The following is a 17,069-nucleotide window of genomic DNA, read 5'->3' as shown; positions in this document are numbered from 1 at the left end:
CCGGCACCGACGATGACTACCCGGTGCGGGCGGAAGCCAGGGAAACCGCCGGAGTTTCCGGTGAACTTCCGCTACGGTCGGCGCGGTGTCCGCGTTCGCCGAGCTGCTGCGCCGTCACCGGGCCGCCGCCGGGCTGAGCCAGGTGGAGCTGGCGCGCCTCAGCGGAATCAGTGACCGCGCGTTGCGGGACCTGGAGCAGGGCAGGAGGGTTCCGCGAGCGCAGTCGGCGCGGCTGATGGCCACGGCGCTGAAGCTGACCGGCGACGACCTGACCGCGTTCCTCGCCACGGCACGCCCTTCGACACCGTCGGCCCCCTCGGCACCTGCCGGCACGGACGGCCTGGTCGGGCGGAACGACGAGCTGCGGTCGTTGCTGGACCTGGTGCTGCGGACCCGGCACCGGCTCGTCTCGATCACCGGCCCGGCGGGCGCCGGCAAGTCGCGCCTCGCCGCGGAACTGGCCGCGTTGCTCGGCGGGCGCACCGATCTGGTGGTGTGCACGCTCGACCTGTCCGCCGTCAGCGACGTGACGCTGGTCGGCGATCTCGTGGCGGACGCGCTGGGCTGTGGTCCGTCCCGGCTGGCGCCGCCGGACCGGGTGGCCGCGCATCTGCGCGACCGGCGGGTGGTGCTGGTGGTCGACCGGTTCGAGCAACTGGTGGACGCCGCGGCGGACCTCGCCGCGCTGCCCCGCCGCTGCCCCGGCCTGACCGTCGTGGTCACGAGCCAGCGGCCGCTTCGGGTGCGCGACGAACACGTGCTCGCGTTGAGCGGCTTGCCGCGTGAAGCGGCGGCAGCGCTGTTCGTGCGACGAGCCGGGCTGGAGGGCGCCGACGACGCGGTGCACGCCATCTGTCAGAAGGTCGAGCACCTGCCGCTGGCGATCGAACTGGCGGCGGGGTGGGTGCGGCTGATGAGCCCTGCGGACCTCGCCACGCGCCTCACACACCGGTTGCGGTACCTCACCGACGGGCCGCGCGACCTGCCCGCCCGGCACCGTTCGCTGCGTGCGTCGATCGAGGCCACGCTGGACCTGGTGACCGCGCAAGCGCGCACCACGTTCCGCTTCCTGGGCGGTTTCCACGGCGGTGTCCGCCTGGAGGACCTCGAAACGCTGCTCGGCCAGCCGTTGCCGGAGCTGACCGAGCTGGTCGACATCAACCTGGTCCGGCTCACCCCGGACGGCGACACGTCGCGGTACACGCTGCCGGACACCGTCGCCGAACTGGCCGCCGAACAGCTCGACTCCCACGACGCCCGCGGCCGGATCGCCTCGCACTACCTCGACCGGTTGCGCGCCGGTTCGACGTTCGGCGCCCTCGACGCGGCCAACATCCGGGCCGCGGTGCGCTGGGCTGCCGCCGAGGACCCCGCGCGGCTCGACGCGGCCACGGCGATGGCGCTGACCCAGTTCTACGAGGGCGCTGGACGGCTCGGTGAAGGCGCGGAGCTGCTCAGCCAGGTGGGCACGGGCGGGATCCCGCCGTTGCTGATCAGGTCGGGTCAGCTGGCGGCGTTGCGCGGCGACCTGGACGCGGCCGGCGAGTCGGCGGAGCGTGCGCTCGCCGTGGCGGCGGACGACGATCACAGCACGCGAACCGCCGGTCTGAGCCTGCTCGGCATGGTCGCGGTGGAGCGGGGCAACCCCGGTGCCGCTCTGGCGCACCTGCGCCAGGCGCTGGCCGGCGCCCGCCTCTCCGGCGACGACGCGACGCTCGGCCGCGTGCTCAACAACCTCTCGTCGGCGCTGGCCGAGATCGGACGCCCGCACCAGGCGATCCGGCAGCTGGAGGCGGCGCTGGCGGCGAAACGCCGAGCGGGCGCCGGACCGTTCGAACTGGGGCGCACGCTGTTCAACCTCGCGCTGCTGACTCTGGACCTCGGTGCCCTGGAGACCACCGTCAGCAGGGCAGCCGAGGCCGTCCGCCTGCTCACCGAGGGCGGCCACACCCTGCTCGCCGCTCTCGCCGAGACCACCGCCGCACTGGCGCTGCTGGACCACGACCCGGCGGCGGCCGCCGCCTGCGTGCACCGCGCCGACCGCCTGCTCGCGGACACCGTCGGGGAGAACGGGAGCGACCGCGTCGAGGCCACCGTCCACCTGCGGGCGAGCGTGGTGCGGCACGCGCTCCGCGACGCGACGGCGTGGCGGGAACTTGCGGAGGCCATGCGGATCTCGCTGAGCCACACGACCCGTGACCGCGACTCGGTCGCGGAGGCCCTGACCCTGCACGCCCGGTACCTCTGCGCCCGCGATCCCGAGTCGGCCGCTGTGCTGCTGGGATCAGCGGATCGCCTGCGGCGCAAGAAGATCACACCGTTCGTGGCCGCCGCACGGGATCATGTCCTGACCGTGCTCGGAGACCGCTGGACCGAGTGCCGCGTCCTGGACGACGCCGCGCTCGTCGCCTTCGCCGACGACCTCGCCACGCACAGTCCTCGATGAACGGCCCGCGGCTTCTCCACGGGCCGCGTCGGTTGCCAGCACCCACGGCGTCCTCAGCGGCTCGCGCGCAGTACGCGGATCGCGTGCAGCGCCGAGGGTGGTTCGCCCTCGAACTCCGCGGATCCGCCGAGGTAGCCGGCGATCAGATCCGGAGCGGCGTGGTCCTCGACATCGGTGAACCCAAGAGCGCGCAACTGCGCGGCGATGCCGTCGGGAGTGAAGTAGCTGAACAGGGGTTCGCCGACGGCGGCCAGCCGATCGGCACGGGCGCGCTGGTGGGCGCGTTCCGCGTCGGTGGTCGCGGACCGCAGGTAGTCGAAGACCACCTCGACCGGCTGGGCCTGACCGGCGATGTAGGCGAGGGTGGCGTGGGCGGCGTCGGGGGTCAGGTAGTAGACGACGCCCAGCCACACGAACACGGCCGGGTCCGTCCGGCTGAACCCGGCGGCTTCGAGTTCCGTTGCCAGCGCTTGGGTTTCGAAGTCGACCGGCACGAAGGTCAGCGTGTCGGGACTGTCGATTCCGGTCGTGGCAAGGCGTTCTCGCTTCCACGCCTGGGTGGCGGGGTGGTCGACCTCGAAGACGCGCACATCACGGCGCGGATTGCGGTAGGCGAAGGTGTCCAGGCCCGCGCCCAGGATCACGACCTGCCGCACACCGGCGGTGACGGCCGCGGCCACGGTGTCCTCGGCGAAACGAGCCCTGGTGGCGAAGACCAGGCGGCGGCGCCGATCCGTCACGGCGCCGCCGAGGCGATCGGTCGCGGCCGTGCCCAGACTCGGCAGTTCGTCCGCGGCATGGCCGAGCAGCCGTGCCGCGAGGGGGTCGGTGAAGATCCGTGGCTGGTCAACGATCTGGTGGTAGGCGCGGGCGTACGCGGTGACGAGCGCCGTCCGGCTGGGTCCGCCGTTCTCCATGGTCACGACGCTACTCACGAAGTGCGGTCAGAACCCAGCCGAGCCGGCGTCGACGTCGCCGCGTCCACATCCCGGTCACCCAGAACCTGTACCCCCCAGTGCTGAACGGCGACAGGTTCTGGCTCACCTCTGTTCGAGCCGCGGTCAGCGCGGCAGGACGAGCCGGTTGGCGATGTCGTACAGATCGGCCTCGGGTACCTCGCCGGCGATGAAGAGCGGGGCTCCCCCGATCGCGTCGAGGACCCACAACCGGTGGTAGCCGTTGTCGTCGACGTAGCGTGTCGCACGGCCCTGCACGGGTTGTCCCGGTGTGCCGGCCGGTTCGCCCGCGACAGCGCTGTTGACGAAGACCGTCGGCGGGACGGCGCACGTGCCCAGCGAGTAGCTCGTGGTGGTGGTCCCGGGCTTGGTCCCCTGCGCGACCGGGGCCCGGTCGAGGCTCTGTCCGACCTCGAAGGCGCAGATCCGCATCCCGTCGGGCAGGTCGCGCAGGCCGTACGCCGGGGTCACGGTCGTCGTGCCGGGGAACTGGATGTTCTCCGCGATCCGGCGGCCGGCGTCGACGAGTTGCTGTGCGGGCGCGGTGCTGCCGTGCTCGGCGGACACGTGCACGTACATCGAACCGCCGTCGGGGTGCGCGACGTACAGCTCGTACCCACCTGGCCCGGTGGACACCGAACTCTCGACCCCGCGCTGGCCTTTGATCGTCACGGGCGCGCCTGGACCCGACTTGAACATCGCCTCGTCCACCGACACCATCCGGAACTGCTGGACGCCGACCTGCAGGACCTGACCGTCTGCCGTGACGGTCAGCATGTACTCGCCGCCGTACAGGGGCGTGCCCGGGTCGGCCGCGCTGGACCCGATGTTGATCCGTTGCGCCCGGTACGCGACCGAGCCCGGTGGGAGCCAGCCGAGGGAGTAGGGCATCTGCAGACCCGCGGCGGCCTGGCCGGCAGGAGCCTGGGCCTGGCTGCCCTGAGATCCGTTGGCGGTGGCGCTCGTCTGGGACTGCTCCACGGGTTCCGGCCGGTTCAGCGCCACGGCGGTGACCGCGCCGAGGGTCAGCACGGTCGCCCCGGCGGCGACCGCCAGCGGCCGGCTCAGCCCGGAGCGCCTGCTGTCGATGCGCCGGCGCGCCGCGGCAAGAACCGCATCGCTGTCGGGCGCGTCGCGTTCGCGCGCCGTGAAGGTGTCCTTGATCAGGTTCTCGATGTTCATCACGTCTCCCTGGCCTCTGCCATCTGCTCGATGGCCAAGCCGTTTCGCAGTGCCGCCAATGCCTTGTGGGCGTGTGCCCGGACGGTGGCCTGGGCGCAGCCGAGCAGCCCGGCGATCTCGGAATCGGGCAGCTGCTCGTAGTACCGCAGCACCACCACGGCCCGCTGGCGCTTGGGCAGCCGCGCCAAGCGCTGCCACATGTCCTCGCGCGCGGCGTGGTCCGACGCGAAATCGTCCGCCCGTGCCTCGTCGGGGAGGTCACCCGGCGTGATCACACGTGCGGACCAGCTATGTCGCCAGGACAGGTAGCCGTTGGTCACCATCCGCAGCACGTACCGCTCGGGGTGATCCGTGCCGCTGATCCGGGACCAGTGCCGGTACATCTTGACCAGCACGTCCTGCACCAGATCAGCGGCCTGCTCCCGCTCGCCGGTGAGCATCGTCGCGTACCGCAGCAACCGCGGCAGTTGCGCTCGGGCGAAGTCGTCGTAGTCAGCCATCACTCTTGAAGACTCACGCCGACGGCGAACCGTTTACCGGCTTCCCGAACAAACAGGTCGATCCACTCCACGAGTCGTAGAGGCGAGGGGAAGTACCGGACGACGTCACAAGGGGCGATCTGTGCGCAAACGCGGTTTCATCCACGCGGCGGTCTTCGCCGTGGTGGCCGGGATGGGCAGACCTGACAGCGGGTGCCGGTGTTACGCGTGAACGGCACCTGGGTGGCGGTCCTCCAGAACCGGGCGTCCGGGTTCGCGTCGCTGCGCGCGAACGCCGCGGACCAGGACCGCGTCACCGAATGGCCCGTGCGTGACGCATTTGCTCCAGAAGGGACACTTGCGCCATGACGTTGCGGGATCTCGGCGCGGAGGTGCGCCGGTTGCGCGAGAACACGGAACCCGCCGCGATCGGGATGCCGCCCGGCAGCCGGCGAGTTCGTGGCGTGCGGCGGGAAGAGCTCGCCGAGCTGGCCGGGGTGTCGGCGGACTACGTGCGGCGGCTGGAACAGGGCCGCCGTCACCCGTCGGCCGCAGTGGTGAACGCGATCGCCCGTGCGTTGCGCGTGAGGCCGGCCGAGTACGAGCGGCTTTGCGCGCTCGCCGGGTACGCCGCGGTGGACGGGCTGGTGCCGCGTGCGGCCGGGTCCTCCGCGATGCGGTTGCTCGAGCGGTTCGCCGGCACCCCCGCTTTCCTGACGGACGCGGCGTGGAACGTCGTCGCCGTCAACCGTGCCTGGATGGCGCTCGGAGCGGGAGCGTCGAACCGGAAGGCCAGGGACTGGAACGTCGCGTGGCGCACGTTCTCCCACGCCCACCGCGAGATCAGCCGCGATGACGACCACGCGGCCGCGTTCCGGACGATGCTCGCCGCCCGGTTGCACAGCACGTCCCTGCGCTACCCCGGTGACGAGCCGCTCGCGGAGCTCGTCGACGAGCTGCGGACCACGAGCCGCTCGTTCGACACCCTGTGGCGTGCGCCGAGAACCGTTGCCGACTATGGGAATCGGGCCGTTTTCCGCCATGCGGGCGTGGGTGACATCGCGCTCGACGGCACTCTGCTGCAGGTGCCCGGCGACGACCTCCAGGCGATGGTGCTCACCACCGCACCGGGTTCGGCCGACGCGGGACGGCTGGACGAGGTCGTCCGCGCCTCCTCCGGGCCTGCCGTCGTCAGGGTGGGACAAGCTGGCCCAGGCTGACCGGTCGGCGGGCAGCGATCCTGGGGCCATGTCGATCAAGGTGGGCCCGGGCTTGGCGGATCGGCTGACCGCGGCGCGAGCAGGAGCGTTGGTGGGCAGGGACTTCGAGCGGTCCGTGCTCGACCGGATGCTGTCCGGGCCGGCCGGCGCTCCACTCGTGGCGTACGTCCACGGCCCCGGCGGCATCGGCAAGTCCTCGCTGTTGCGCTACGCCGCCGCGCGGGCGGAACTCACGGGTCGAGAGGTCGTCCAGGTCGACGCGCGGTTTCTCGGCGCGGATCCGGGCCGGCTGGAGGTGGCCGCCGCGGCGGCGTGCGTCGAACCCGGCGCGGTGCTCCTCATCGACACCTTCGAGCAGGCCCAGCGGCTCGAGCCGTGGCTGCGCGACACCTTCCTGCCCAGGATCGCGGCCGGGGCGATCGTCGTGCTCGCGAGCAGGATCGCCCCCGACTCCGGGTGGATGACCGATCCCGGCTGGGCGCGGATGTTCACCGGACTGGCCGTGCGACCGCTCGACGCCGCCCAGTCCGAGTCCCTCCTCGCGGCACGGAACGTCGCACCGGACGACCGCGCCGCCATCGTCGCGTTCGCGGGCGGCAACCCGCTCGTCCTCTCCCTCGCCGCCTCGTCACCGGCCGCGGTCGCGAACCCCACCGGTGACGTCCTGACCACCTTGGTGGAGCGGCTGGTGGGCGATGTCCCGGGCGGTCTGCACCGACGCGCGCTCGACGTGCTCGCGCAGGCACACGTCACGCGTGAAGAACTTCTGCGCGCGGTGCTCGGTGCCGACGACGCCGCGACGGCCTTCTCCTGGCTGCGCCGACAGCCCTACGTCGAAACCACTCCCCAGGGACTGCACCCTCACGACGCGGTGCGATCCGCGCTCGCGGCCGATCTGCGGTGGCGGGACCCCGAGCGCTGTCAAGAGGTCCGCACGCGCATCTCGGCCGCCTGCCTGAGCGCGGTGCGCCGGGCCGCAGAGGACGACGCACTGCTGCGCGTCGCGGAGTGGATGTTCCTCTTCCGCGACCAGGCCGGCTCGCACGACCTGTACGACTGGCAGGCCCATCCCCACATCGAGGACGCGCCTCTTGCTCCCGCCGACGTGCCAGAGGTCCTCGGCATGGCCGGGGAGTCCGCTGTCGCGCACTGGATCCGGCGCCAGCCGGAGGGCTTTCGCGTCTACCGCTCCGCGGGCAGGCTGCTGGGGTACATGGCCGTTCTCCGGTTGAGAGTGCCTTCGCCGGACGACCTCTCCGCCGACCCGGTGATCGCGGCGCTGTGGGAGCACGTCGAGGCGGCCGCTCCCCTGCGCCAGGGCGAACACTGGGGCATCCGCCGGTTCGCGGTGCAGTCCGGCGGGCACCAACGGCCCTCGCCGCTGATGGACCTCGTCGGCCGGCGCACCGTCGCCACCGAGATGCGGACCCCGGGACGGGCGATGACCTTCACGGTGTTCCAGGACGCCGAACGGTGGCGGCAGCACCTCACCGCCGCCGGGTTGCACGAGGTGGTGGCGGTGGAGGTCGACGGGCTCCGCCAGCACGTCTTCGGCAGGGACTGGCGACGGCAGCCCGTGGAGCGGTGGATCGAGGACAGGGCCCGTGCCTCCACACCCGTCGCCTCGTGGGGCCCGGCGCCAGCCGATCCCCTGCCGCGCGAGGAGTTCGAGGAGGGTGTGCTCGAGGCGCTGCGCACCTGGCGTGCTCCACGCGAGTTCGCGACCAGCGTGCTGCTGCGGTCGCACCTGGTGTCACCGGAATCGGCCGATCCCGTCGCGGACCTGCGCGATGCCATCACGGCGGCCCTCGACGCCCTGCGGGTCGATCCCGCCGGCGTCAAGGCCCACGACGCCCTCACCGCCACGTACATCGCGGCGTCGGGCACTCACAAGGCGACCGCGCGACGGCTGGGCGTGCCGTACGGCACCTACCGGCGCCACCTCGCCCTGGCCAAGGAACGGCTCGTCGAGCATCTCCTGACCAGGTGACGTCAGCTCTTGCGGCGGCGAGGCGCTGCCGAACGCGGCGGCGTCGACCGCATGTGGTCGCGCACCGGCGCCAGCAGTCCGGCGAGGGTCTGGACGTCCTCGCGCGAGAGCGGTTCGAAGAGCAGTCCGCTGACGATCTCGACGTGCCCGGGCAGCACCGCCGCGAGCAGCGTGCGCCCGGCGTCGGTGATGGTGACGGTGACGCTCCGCTCGTCCTCGGCGGAGGGCGTGCGTTCGGCCAGGCCGGCCTTCTCCAGCAGTCCCACCTGGTAGGTCAGGCCGCTGCGGCTGTAGACGACGCCGTCGGCCAGGTCGGTCATGCGGTGGCTGCCGGTCGGCGAGTCGCCGAGCCGCGCCAGCAGCTGGAACTGCACGTAGCTCAGGTCGCCGGCTTCCTTCAGCTGCTGCTCGACCGCGTGGCGCAGCAGGCTGGTCACCTCGACGAGGGCGAAGTAGGCGCCGAGCTGGACCGGGTCGAGCGACGGCGGTGAGTGGTGCATGGTCGCAGCCTACTGCTTCGAATTCGAAGGAGCACTCGGGGAACCGCGTGAGTTGAGCAGCGCTGGACACAGGTGAGCACCGCAGGACCTGGTGGCCGGGCAGCGGTGCACACCAGGGTCTCCAGGCAAGAGGACGGCGCCGCCGTCCCACCGGACCGAGGACGACCTTGAGCATCCCCCACCTCGCCCAGCGAGAGGACCAGCAACAGCTCGAATGGATTGGCGGGAGCGTGTTCAGCGTCCTGCTCGACGCCGAGGCGACCGGGGGTCAGCTGACCGTCGGGCGGTTCGACGCCGGCTTCGGCGAAGCGCCGCCGTGGCACCTGCACAACAACGAGGACGAGGTCTTCCTCCTGCTCTCCGGCTCCGCGCTGGTGTGGGCGGGCGACGAGGAGCACGAACTGCGCGAGGGCGGAATCGTCTTCCTGCCCCGCCGCATCCCGCACAGCTACCGGATCACCTCCGAGAGGGCCGACCTGCTGCTCATCTCGACGCCGGGCGGGCTGGAGAAGATGTTCCGCCACGCGGGTCGCGACCTGCGCGAACCGCGCCCCGACGGGTTTGCGATCCCGCAGTCGCTGCTCGCGGAAGCCGCCGAGATCTCCGGCAACGTCCTGCTCGGCCCGCCTCGCTGACCCGGGGCCCCGGCGTGCCGCAGGTCACTTTGCTTCGAATTCGAAGCAGGTCTACTGTCAGTCCCAGTTGCTTCAAGTTCGAAGCAAAACTGAGGGAGAGCGATCATGAAGGCAGTGCGTTTCCACGAGTTCGGCGGCCCGGAGGTCCTGCGGTACGAGGACGTCGAGCAGCCGGTTCCCGCGGCCGGTGAGGTCCTGGTCCGCGTCACGGCGACGACGTTCAACCCCGTCGAGGGCAACATCCGCCTGGGCGTCATGCAGGGCCCGATCCCGGTCGAGCTCCCGCACACCCCCGGCCTCGACGTGGCCGGCACGGTCGACGCGCTGGGCGAGGGCGTCGAGGGTCTCGCGGCCGGCGACGAGGTCGTCGGCTTCCTCCCGATGACCAGGCCCGGCGCGGCGGCCGAGTACGTCATCGCACCGGCCGCCGCCCTCACCGCGGCGCCCAAGGGCATCCCGCTTGCCGACGCCGCCGCGTTGCCGTTGGTCGGCCTCACCGCCTACCAGGCGCTCTTCGACCACGGTCAGCTGAAGGCCGGGCAGCGCGTGCTGGTCAACGGCGCGGGCGGACCGGTCGGCGGCTACGCCGTCCAGCTGGCGAAGCAGGCCGGTGCGCACGTGATCGCCACGGCCAGCCCGCGCAGCGCCGAGGCCGTGAGGACCGCCGGCGCCGACGAGGTCGTCGACCACACCACCACCGACGTGCTGTCAGCGGTGACCGAGCAGGTCGACCTCGTGCTCAACCTCGCGCCGGTCGACCCGGCGGTACTGGCTGCGCTGCCCTCGCTGGTCCGCGACGGCGGAGCCGTCGTCAACACGACGATCTGGATGCCCGCGCCGACCGACGAGGAACGCGGCGTGCGCGGCGTCAACCTCTACGTCCGCAGCGACGCCGAGCAGCTCGCGAAGCTCGTGGCACTGGCCGACTCCGGCGACCTGCGGGTCGACGTCGAGCAGCGGGTGCCGCTGACCGAGCTGACGGCGATCCACGTCCAGGCCGCCTCGGGCGAGGTCCGCGGCAAGGTCGTCTTCGTCGTCTGACAACCCTTCACCTGACAGGAGAAAGACCATGTCACTCGGGCTGGATCCCGAGATCGCCACCGCGCTGGCCCCGATGGCCGGCGCGATGGCGGCAGCCACCCCTCCGGCCGTCGGCGACGTCGAGGCGCGCAGGGCGATGTGGGAGCCGATCATCGGCGCCGCCGGGACGGCCCAGCCGATCCCGGCCGACGTGACCACCACCGACCACCACGCCACGACCGACGACGGCGCGCAGATCACGTTGCGCTGGTACACCAAGGAAGGCGCGACCCCAGGCCCCGCCGTGCTGTTCTTCCACGGCGGCGGGTACATCTTCGGCCACATCGACCTGTTCGACGGCCCGGTCTCCCGGTACGTGTCCGCGAGCGGCGTGCCGATGCTGTCCGTCGAGTACCGCCGAGCGCCCGAACATCCCTTCCCCACCCCGCTCGAAGACGCCTACGCAGCGCTGCGCTGGCTGCACGACCACGCCGCCGAACTGGGCGTCGACCCCGCACGAATCGGCGTCATGGGCGACAGCGCCGGGGGCGGGATGGCGGCGGCGCTGTCGATCCTCGCCCGCGACCGCGGCGGCCCGGCCATCGCGAGGCAGATCCTGGTCATGCCGATGCTCGACGACCGCACCACCGAGGTCGACCCGCACGTCGCGCCCTACGCGTTGTGGTCCTACGACGACAACCTCACGGCATGGCCCGCCCTGCTCGGCGACGCCGCCGGCGGCCCCGACGTCCCGGCCACCGCGGCACCCGCCAGGCTGAAGGACGCGACCGGCCTGCCACCGGCCTACGTCGAGGTCGGCCAGCTCGACGTGTTCCGCGACGAGGACCTGGCCTACGCGACGACGCTCAGCCGCGCCGGCGTACCGGTCGAGTTCCACCTGCACCCCGGCGCACCGCACGAGTTCGACTCGATCGCCTTCGACTCCGACGTGGCCCGGCGCGCCATCGCCGATCGCGTTCGCGTCCTCAGGTCGATCTAGCGTCGCGCACGTACTCGTCGACCAGCAACCGCCGTCTCCGAGGCGCGGGTTCAGAGCCAGTCCGCCTCGATTCCGCGGGCACGCAGCGTCTCCAGCGCCTCCTCGTTGCCCGTGTAGAACAACGTCATCGACTTCAGGTTGGGAAAGTGCCGCAGGTCGGCGAACTCGTCGACGTCGAACAGCCCGTCCTCGCCGTCCCAGTTCGGCGCGATCTGGAGGTAGATCTCGTTGCCGCCGTCCATCTCGATCTCGGTGATCTTCTCCGCGAGCTCGACGGGGACCTCGAGCGCCTCGAAGTAGGCCAGAGCCTCCGGCACCGCCGCGACACTCCCGTCGTCGTAGGTGAAACCCTGCTCGGCGGCGTACTCGCGCAGGTCGAACCTCGGCAGAAAGTCCTGGCTGTACATCAGTTCCTGGACGACGGCGAGCTTGAAGTTGGCGTCGGCGAACGGAATCGGGTGGCTCATACCCGAACCGTATAGGCGGCGAAGCTATCGCAGCTTCGCCGCCTGTACGGTCAGCGCGCCGTGCCGATCAGTCGCCGTGGGGGTTCTGAACGGACACGTGCACGTGGTCGTAGTGACCGCCGGTCACACCGGACCCGCCGGTGTACGTGCGCCAGCCCTCGGACGCGCGGGCCACACTCCAGATCTTGCCCTGCCAGATCACGTACCGGACGTCGAGCGCGGCGGCGTACTTCTGCAGCCAGTACGCCAGCTTCCAGCCCTGAGCCTTCTGCGCCTCGGACGGGTAGGAGCCGATCGCGTTCGAGATCGTGCAGTCGAGCGCGTTGCCGGTGTTGTGGTTGCTCGTCGAGGGCTGGCCGCTGCGGTAGGCGCCCACCCAGCAGTGCTTCTCACCGGTCAGTCGCGCGATCTGGTCGTCGACGAACTGGGTGCGGGCCGTCGCGCTGGGCGCCCGGCTGGTCGCCGACGGGTGCGGGTTGTTCGGCGGTGCCGCGTAGGTGGCGCCGCCCCCGCCGCCGCTCCCGTTGTCGTTGAGCCGGTGGGAGGCGTTCTCGTTCTTGAGGCTCGCGTCCAGGTTGACCTTGCCGCTTGCCGCGACGGTCTGCTTGGAACCGCCGTACTCGCTGTTGTAGTACACCGTGACCGGACCGCTGGTGCGGTTCCAGGCAGCGGCGGCCTGGTTCTTCACGCACAGGCCCTGGCCGGCGCCCGCGCTCTTGAAGTCGTAGCAGCTCGGCTGGTCGTCGCCGTAGTCGGGAACCGACGTGGTGAAGTCGGACAGCGAGCCCTGGTGGTCGCTGTTGTAGTACAGGCAGAACTCGCCTGCCTCGCACACCCCGTTGCGGGCCGTCGCCGCGGACGCTGTGGCCGCGCCGAAGGACACGCTGATCAGCGCACCCATCAACGCCGCGACGGTGATTCTCTGGAACACCCTCAAGAGATCTCCTGTTTCTTGGTCGGGCCTGTGCTTTCGTGCCTTCTCGCTCAGCCGGTCGCGAGCACTGTGGTCGCGTTGTCGAGGCGGACCTTCATCCCGCGGTCGAGCGCGTCGAACCCCGCCGCTCGCTCCGTGATGGCCTGGCGCTGGTACGCGGTCTCGACGGCGAGCCAGGTGTCGACGAGCTTGGCGCCATGGCGGCAGGTCACGTCGGTCTTGGCGGTGTCGATCTCCGCCGGCAGCGGCGTTTCCGACTCCCAGCGGATGTCGTTGTTGGCCGCCCACACGTCGGTGTAGTCGTAACCAGCGGCGGCCATGCACTTCCGCCAGTTCGCCATCGCTTCTTGCACTCGGTCGTCTCGTTGCGCCTGCTCGAACATCTCCTGGTCGAGGCGGATGAGTTCGGCGGCCGGAATCGCCGCGGGCACCCCTCGTTCCAGCTCGCGGCGCGCCTGCCCCAGGCAGCCGCCCTCGGGGACGCGTTTGCCGCCGACGGACGCCGTACCCTTGCCCGTGTAGATCATCATCGCCTCCGGCGCGGGCTCCGGCCGGTCCTCCGGCTGCCGAGGTGCGCTGTCCACCGGGTGGTAGCCCGACTGGGACGCCTGGTCCGGGTCGACGAGGCCGTACCGGGAGGAACCGGTGCTCTCGGGCACCGCCGGCGGGTCGGGCGGCGCCCAGGTCTGGCCGAAGCCGCTCAGGCACTTCCGCGCCAGCACGGCGGTGGCGCGGTCGATCGTGGTCAGGTCGGCAGGCGAGTGCTGGTAGCGGTCGAGCGGCAGGACGATGTCCTTGCCGGAGTGCACCGGCCGCACCTCGCCGACCGCCGGCGGCGCGGCGGCGACCTCGTTCCGGTCGACCAGCGTGATCGTGCCCGCCGCCGCGACCACGGCGGCGGCGGCGATCAGCCAGATCGCGTGTGCTCGTTTCACAGTTCCCCCTGGGCGATGCGGTGCCCCGCCGGTGACGGGGCACCGCCGCTGATCAGCCGTGGATGGTGCCCGTCTGGCAGTTGCTCGGGTTGAACTTGTGCGAGTTCATCCGGTCGTTGGCGTCGCCGTTGGACAACTTGACGTCCTGGAAGTTCCACACCCTGCCGTTCGGCTTGATCCGGAAGCACGGACCCGTGTAGTTCGAGTTGTAGTAGACGGCGATGTACGAGTTCTCGTCCCTGTTCTCCATGGAACTGACGTTCTGCTGCGAGCCGTCGCCGCGGTACAGCGCGATGCTGGAGTTCTTGTAGGTGACCTGGCCCCAGTTCGGCCTGCTGAACCCGTCGTCGCGCATGAGACCCTTGAAGTCCTTCTCGGAGTACATGCAGGCGTGGTCGTACGTGCAGGCCGCGTTCGCGACACCTTCGGCCGTGACGAGCGAGACCGCCGCCACCCCAACGGCAGCGAGCACGGATGCGATCTTCTTCATTGTGTTGCCGTTCCCCTCTTCGTGTGGAGAGGCGGCGACCGCCCCTCCGGCGAGATCGACGATGCCAAGCCGGCGGCACCGGACGGCAGAATCCGACCGAATCCGAACGCCGCGCACCACTCCGCCACTAGGGTGAGGGTTCATGTGCCCCGCACCCGCTCCGCTGCCAGATCCCGGGCAGGCCGTGACGCTCGACGACCTGGTGGAACGGTTGCGGTTGTTGAAGGTGTGGGCGGGAGCGCCCTCCTACGAGCGGATCACCGCGAGGATCAACGCCGAATGGGCGCGCGAAGGCCGTCCGGAAGCCGAGATGGCGCGCAAGACGACGGTGGTCGACTGCTTCCGGTCCGGGCGCAAGCGCCTCAACACCGACCTGGTGATCGCGATCGTGCGGACACTGCACCCCGACCAGGGCTACGTCGCCCAGTGGCGGCAGGCGTTGCGCGCGGTGGCCGGCGAGATCGTCATGGCCGCTCAGGTGCGGGTCCACGACGAACTGCCCGGCGGGGAACCGGATTTCGTCGGCAGGGAGACCGAGCTGGCACGGCTGAACGAGGCGCTGGCAGGCGGGTCGGTCGTGATCTCCGCCCTCGAAGGCATGGCCGGGGTGGGCAAGACCCAGCTGGCGCTCCGGGCGGCGAAGCAGCTCGCCGCCGTGCATCCGCGCGTGCTGTTCGTGGACCTGCGGGGATTCGACCCGAAACAGCCGCCGGCGGATCCGAGCGCGGTGCTGGACGGGTTTCTGAGGCTGCTCGGCGTGCCTGGCACCGAGGTTCCCCACGACCTGCCCTCGCTGGTCGGCGCCTACCGCGAACGGGCCACGGGCGTGCTCGTGGTGCTGGACAACGCCGCCGACGAGGAGCAGGTGCGGCATCTGCTGCCCGGCGCGCCGGGCAGCGTCGCGATCATCACGAGCCGGCGCAGCCTGACCGGCCTGCCCGCTGTCACCCGCCTCGAACTGGCCGTGTTCACCGCTGCCGAGGCGGTCGCGTTCCTGGAGCACGCGGTCGGGCACCTGTCCCTGGGCAACGACCCGAAGTCGTTGTCCCGCATCGCCGAACGGTGCGGTTACCTGCCGCTCGCGCTCAACCTCATCGTCGGGCACATCCGCGCGGTGGAGGGCTGGACGCTCACCGACCACGCGGACCGCCTCGACGACCGGCATCGGCGGCAGCGGCTCGACGACGGTGTCCAGCTCGCGCTGGACGCCTCGTACCAGCGGCTGCCGGAGGCCCGGCGGCGAGTCCTGCGCCTGGTCGCACTGCATCCGACCGGCGAGTTCGACGAGTACGGGGCGGCCGCGCTGACGGGCCAGGACCTGGACGACACCCGCGTCCATCTGGAAGGACTCCGCGGCGACCACCTCCTCCAGTGCGCGTCAGGGCGGTACGCCTTCCACGACCTGGTGCGCGAGTACGCGGCCGAGCGGACGTCCGACGAGGACCCGCCCTCGGTGCGGCAAGCCGCCCGCGCCAGCCTGGCCAGTCATCTCCTGGCCACCGCCTCCCTGGCCATGGACGTCCGCTACCCCGCGGACGCCCACCGCCGTCCGCGGGTGGAGGCCGCCAAGACCGCGACGCCCGAGCTCACCGATCCGGACGACGCCCTGACGTGGCTGGAGGCGGAACACCCGGCGCTGATCACGTCCGTCGAGGTCGGTGAACCGCTGCACGCGGTACAGCTGTCGCTGACGGTGTTCCGGCACCTCAACCGCGACCGCTGGAGCACCGCGCTGACGATGAGCACCCGGGCTCTCTCCGCCGCGCGCTCGCTCGGTGACCCCGTCCTGATCGCCAGAACGCTCCACGACGTGACCGCTGCCCTGCTCGAACTGGGCAGGCCGGAAGACGCCGTTCCCGTCCTGGAGCAAGCCGCGGAACTGTTGCGCACCACCGATGACCGCGAAGGCGAGGTCCGCACGCTGGTCCTCCTCGGGGTCACCGACACCAGGCTCGGCCGGTTCCGCGAGGCCGCCGGCCACTACTACCGGGCGCTGGAACTGAACAAGGCCACGGGCGACCTGGCCGTGGAGGCCCACGCCCTGGTCAACCTCGGCGCGGCGGAAGAACGGCTGGGTCTCAACTCGTCGGCCGCGCGACACCTGGAACGGGCCCAGCGTCTGTACGTGGACATGGGCGACGTGGACGGTGAGGCCTGGGCGATCGACGGCCTGGCCTCGGTGGAGATCGAACTGGGCCGCTACGACTCGGCGCTCGAGCACTTCACCAGGACCCTGGACATCCACCGGCACCGCGGCGACGTCGATGCCGAGGCGTGGTGCGTGCAGGGTTTCGGCCTGCTCTTCTCCCGGTGGGGCAAGCGCGATCGGGCAGTGCGGGAGTACACCCGAGCGCTGGCGATGTTCCGGGAACTGGGCGATCGAACCGGCGAACTGTACGTGCTCAACGGACTGGGAGAGGCCACCGGCGACGTCGCCCTGCTCACCGAGGCCCTGACCCTGGCCACCGAGCTCAGCTCCGTCGAGCAGCAGGCACGAGCCCACACGGGCCTCGGCCACGCGCTCGGCTCACGGGAGCACTACGAGCAGGCGGTGGAGCTGTACACGCAGCTGGCAATGCCCGAAGCGGAGCCGCTGCGGGCATTGCTGGCCACAGCGCCGTAGTCCGCCCTCCGAACAGGACCGAAATCGGCCGACCACCGGACCAACGCTCCGTGACCAGAAAGTCGCGCCCGCCGCCGCCTTCGCGGTGGCCAACCCCGACGACATCACCTGTTTGCCCTCTCTCGCACTGATTGTCACGCTCCGAGCAAGAGTCATTCACTCGACTGGTAGCGTGTGGCCGGATCCGCCGCC

General features: G+C 71.2%; 15 protein-coding genes. 7 read left to right on the top strand and 8 right to left on the bottom strand.

The window, feature by feature from the left end; all coding sequences use genetic code 11:
* The first annotated feature begins 85 nt into the window (after window positions 1–85).
* Window positions 86–2,446: an ATP-binding protein gene (locus ACIQF0_RS44680; RefSeq protein WP_401040654.1), complete on the top strand. Its 2,361-nt coding sequence runs from the start codon at window positions 86–88 to the stop codon at window positions 2,444–2,446.
* 53 nt (window positions 2,447–2,499) lie between these two features.
* On the opposite strand, the gene ACIQF0_RS44675 is transcribed toward ACIQF0_RS44680, so the two are convergent.
* The 3 genes from ACIQF0_RS44675 to ACIQF0_RS44665 form a co-directional block, all read right to left on the bottom strand.
* Window positions 2,500–3,363: a class I SAM-dependent methyltransferase gene (locus ACIQF0_RS44675; protein WP_401040651.1), complete on the bottom strand. Its 864-nt coding sequence runs from the start codon at window positions 3,361–3,363 to the stop codon at window positions 2,500–2,502.
* Window positions 3,364–3,507: 144 nt separating this feature from the next.
* On the bottom strand, window positions 3,508–4,584 hold the full coding sequence (locus tag ACIQF0_RS44670; RefSeq protein WP_401040648.1) for a hypothetical protein: 1,077 nt from the start codon (window positions 4,582–4,584) through the stop codon (window positions 3,508–3,510).
* Window positions 4,584–5,084 (bottom strand): SigE family RNA polymerase sigma factor, encoded by a 501-nt coding sequence (locus ACIQF0_RS44665; RefSeq protein WP_360045608.1) that lies wholly within the window; start codon window positions 5,082–5,084, stop codon window positions 4,584–4,586. Before ACIQF0_RS44665 ends, ACIQF0_RS44670 begins: the two co-directional genes overlap by 1 nt.
* A 344-nt stretch (window positions 5,085–5,428) precedes the next feature.
* On the opposite strand from ACIQF0_RS44665, the gene ACIQF0_RS44660 reads away from it, so the two are divergent.
* Both ACIQF0_RS44660 and ACIQF0_RS44655 read left to right on the top strand, forming a co-directional pair.
* Entirely contained in the window at window positions 5,429–6,283 is an 855-nt protein-coding gene (locus ACIQF0_RS44660; protein ID WP_401040645.1) for a helix-turn-helix domain-containing protein, read from the top strand.
* A 28-nt stretch (window positions 6,284–6,311) separates the two neighbouring features.
* A complete protein-coding gene (locus tag ACIQF0_RS44655) occupies window positions 6,312–8,273 on the top strand; it encodes an ATP-binding protein (protein ID WP_401040643.1) in 1,962 nt (653 codons plus the stop codon).
* A gap of 2 nt (window positions 8,274–8,275) precedes the next feature.
* On the opposite strand, the gene ACIQF0_RS44650 is transcribed toward ACIQF0_RS44655, so the two are convergent.
* Window positions 8,276–8,773, bottom strand: coding sequence for a MarR family winged helix-turn-helix transcriptional regulator (locus ACIQF0_RS44650; protein WP_401040640.1), 498 nt, complete (start codon window positions 8,771–8,773; stop codon window positions 8,276–8,278).
* 167 nt (window positions 8,774–8,940) lie between these two features.
* Here ACIQF0_RS44650 and ACIQF0_RS44645 point away from each other — a divergent pair, with 167 nt between their 5' ends.
* The 3 genes from ACIQF0_RS44645 (at window position 8,941) to ACIQF0_RS44635 (ending at window position 11,428) form a co-directional block, all read left to right on the top strand.
* The gene (locus ACIQF0_RS44645) at window positions 8,941–9,408 is read left to right on the top strand and encodes a cupin domain-containing protein (protein ID WP_401040638.1); all 468 of its coding nucleotides are present in this window, start codon (window positions 8,941–8,943) and stop codon (window positions 9,406–9,408) included.
* 105 nt (window positions 9,409–9,513) lie between these two features.
* Window positions 9,514–10,449 carry an NADP-dependent oxidoreductase gene (locus ACIQF0_RS44640; protein WP_401040636.1) on the top strand — a complete coding sequence of 312 codons (936 nt, stop codon included), beginning with the start codon at window positions 9,514–9,516 and terminating at the stop codon, window positions 10,447–10,449.
* A gap of 28 nt (window positions 10,450–10,477) precedes the next feature.
* Window positions 10,478–11,428: an alpha/beta hydrolase gene (locus tag ACIQF0_RS44635; protein ID WP_401040634.1), complete on the top strand. Its 951-nt coding sequence runs from the start codon at window positions 10,478–10,480 to the stop codon at window positions 11,426–11,428.
* Between the two features lie 50 nt (window positions 11,429–11,478).
* On the opposite strand, the gene ACIQF0_RS44630 is transcribed toward ACIQF0_RS44635, so the two are convergent.
* The 4 genes from ACIQF0_RS44630 to ACIQF0_RS44615 form a co-directional block, all read right to left on the bottom strand.
* Window positions 11,479–11,895 (bottom strand): DUF6892 domain-containing protein, encoded by a 417-nt coding sequence (locus ACIQF0_RS44630; protein ID WP_401040631.1) that lies wholly within the window; start codon window positions 11,893–11,895, stop codon window positions 11,479–11,481.
* 67 nt (window positions 11,896–11,962) lie between these two features.
* Complete coding sequence (locus ACIQF0_RS44625; protein ID WP_401040629.1) at window positions 11,963–12,826, bottom strand: peptidase inhibitor family I36 protein; 864 nt, start codon at window positions 12,824–12,826, stop codon at window positions 11,963–11,965.
* 53 nt (window positions 12,827–12,879) lie between these two features.
* Window positions 12,880–13,764, bottom strand: a complete 885-nt coding sequence (locus ACIQF0_RS44620; protein ID WP_401040626.1) for a hypothetical protein — start codon at window positions 13,762–13,764, stop codon at window positions 12,880–12,882.
* Between the two features lie 52 nt (window positions 13,765–13,816).
* A complete protein-coding gene (locus tag ACIQF0_RS44615; protein WP_401040624.1) occupies window positions 13,817–14,254 on the bottom strand; it encodes a peptidase inhibitor family I36 protein in 438 nt (145 codons plus the stop codon).
* Between the two features lie 142 nt (window positions 14,255–14,396).
* Between ACIQF0_RS44615 and ACIQF0_RS44610 the strand changes: the two genes are divergently transcribed.
* A complete protein-coding gene (locus ACIQF0_RS44610) occupies window positions 14,397–16,877 on the top strand; it encodes a tetratricopeptide repeat protein (protein WP_401040621.1) in 2,481 nt (826 codons plus the stop codon).
* The last annotated feature ends 192 nt before the right edge of the window (window positions 16,878–17,069 follow it).

The sequence above is a fragment of the Lentzea sp. NPDC092896 genome, from assembly GCF_044754905.1.
GTDB lineage: Bacteria > Actinomycetota > Actinomycetes > Mycobacteriales > Pseudonocardiaceae > Lentzea.
This window is presented reverse-complemented; position numbering and strand designations above follow the sequence as displayed.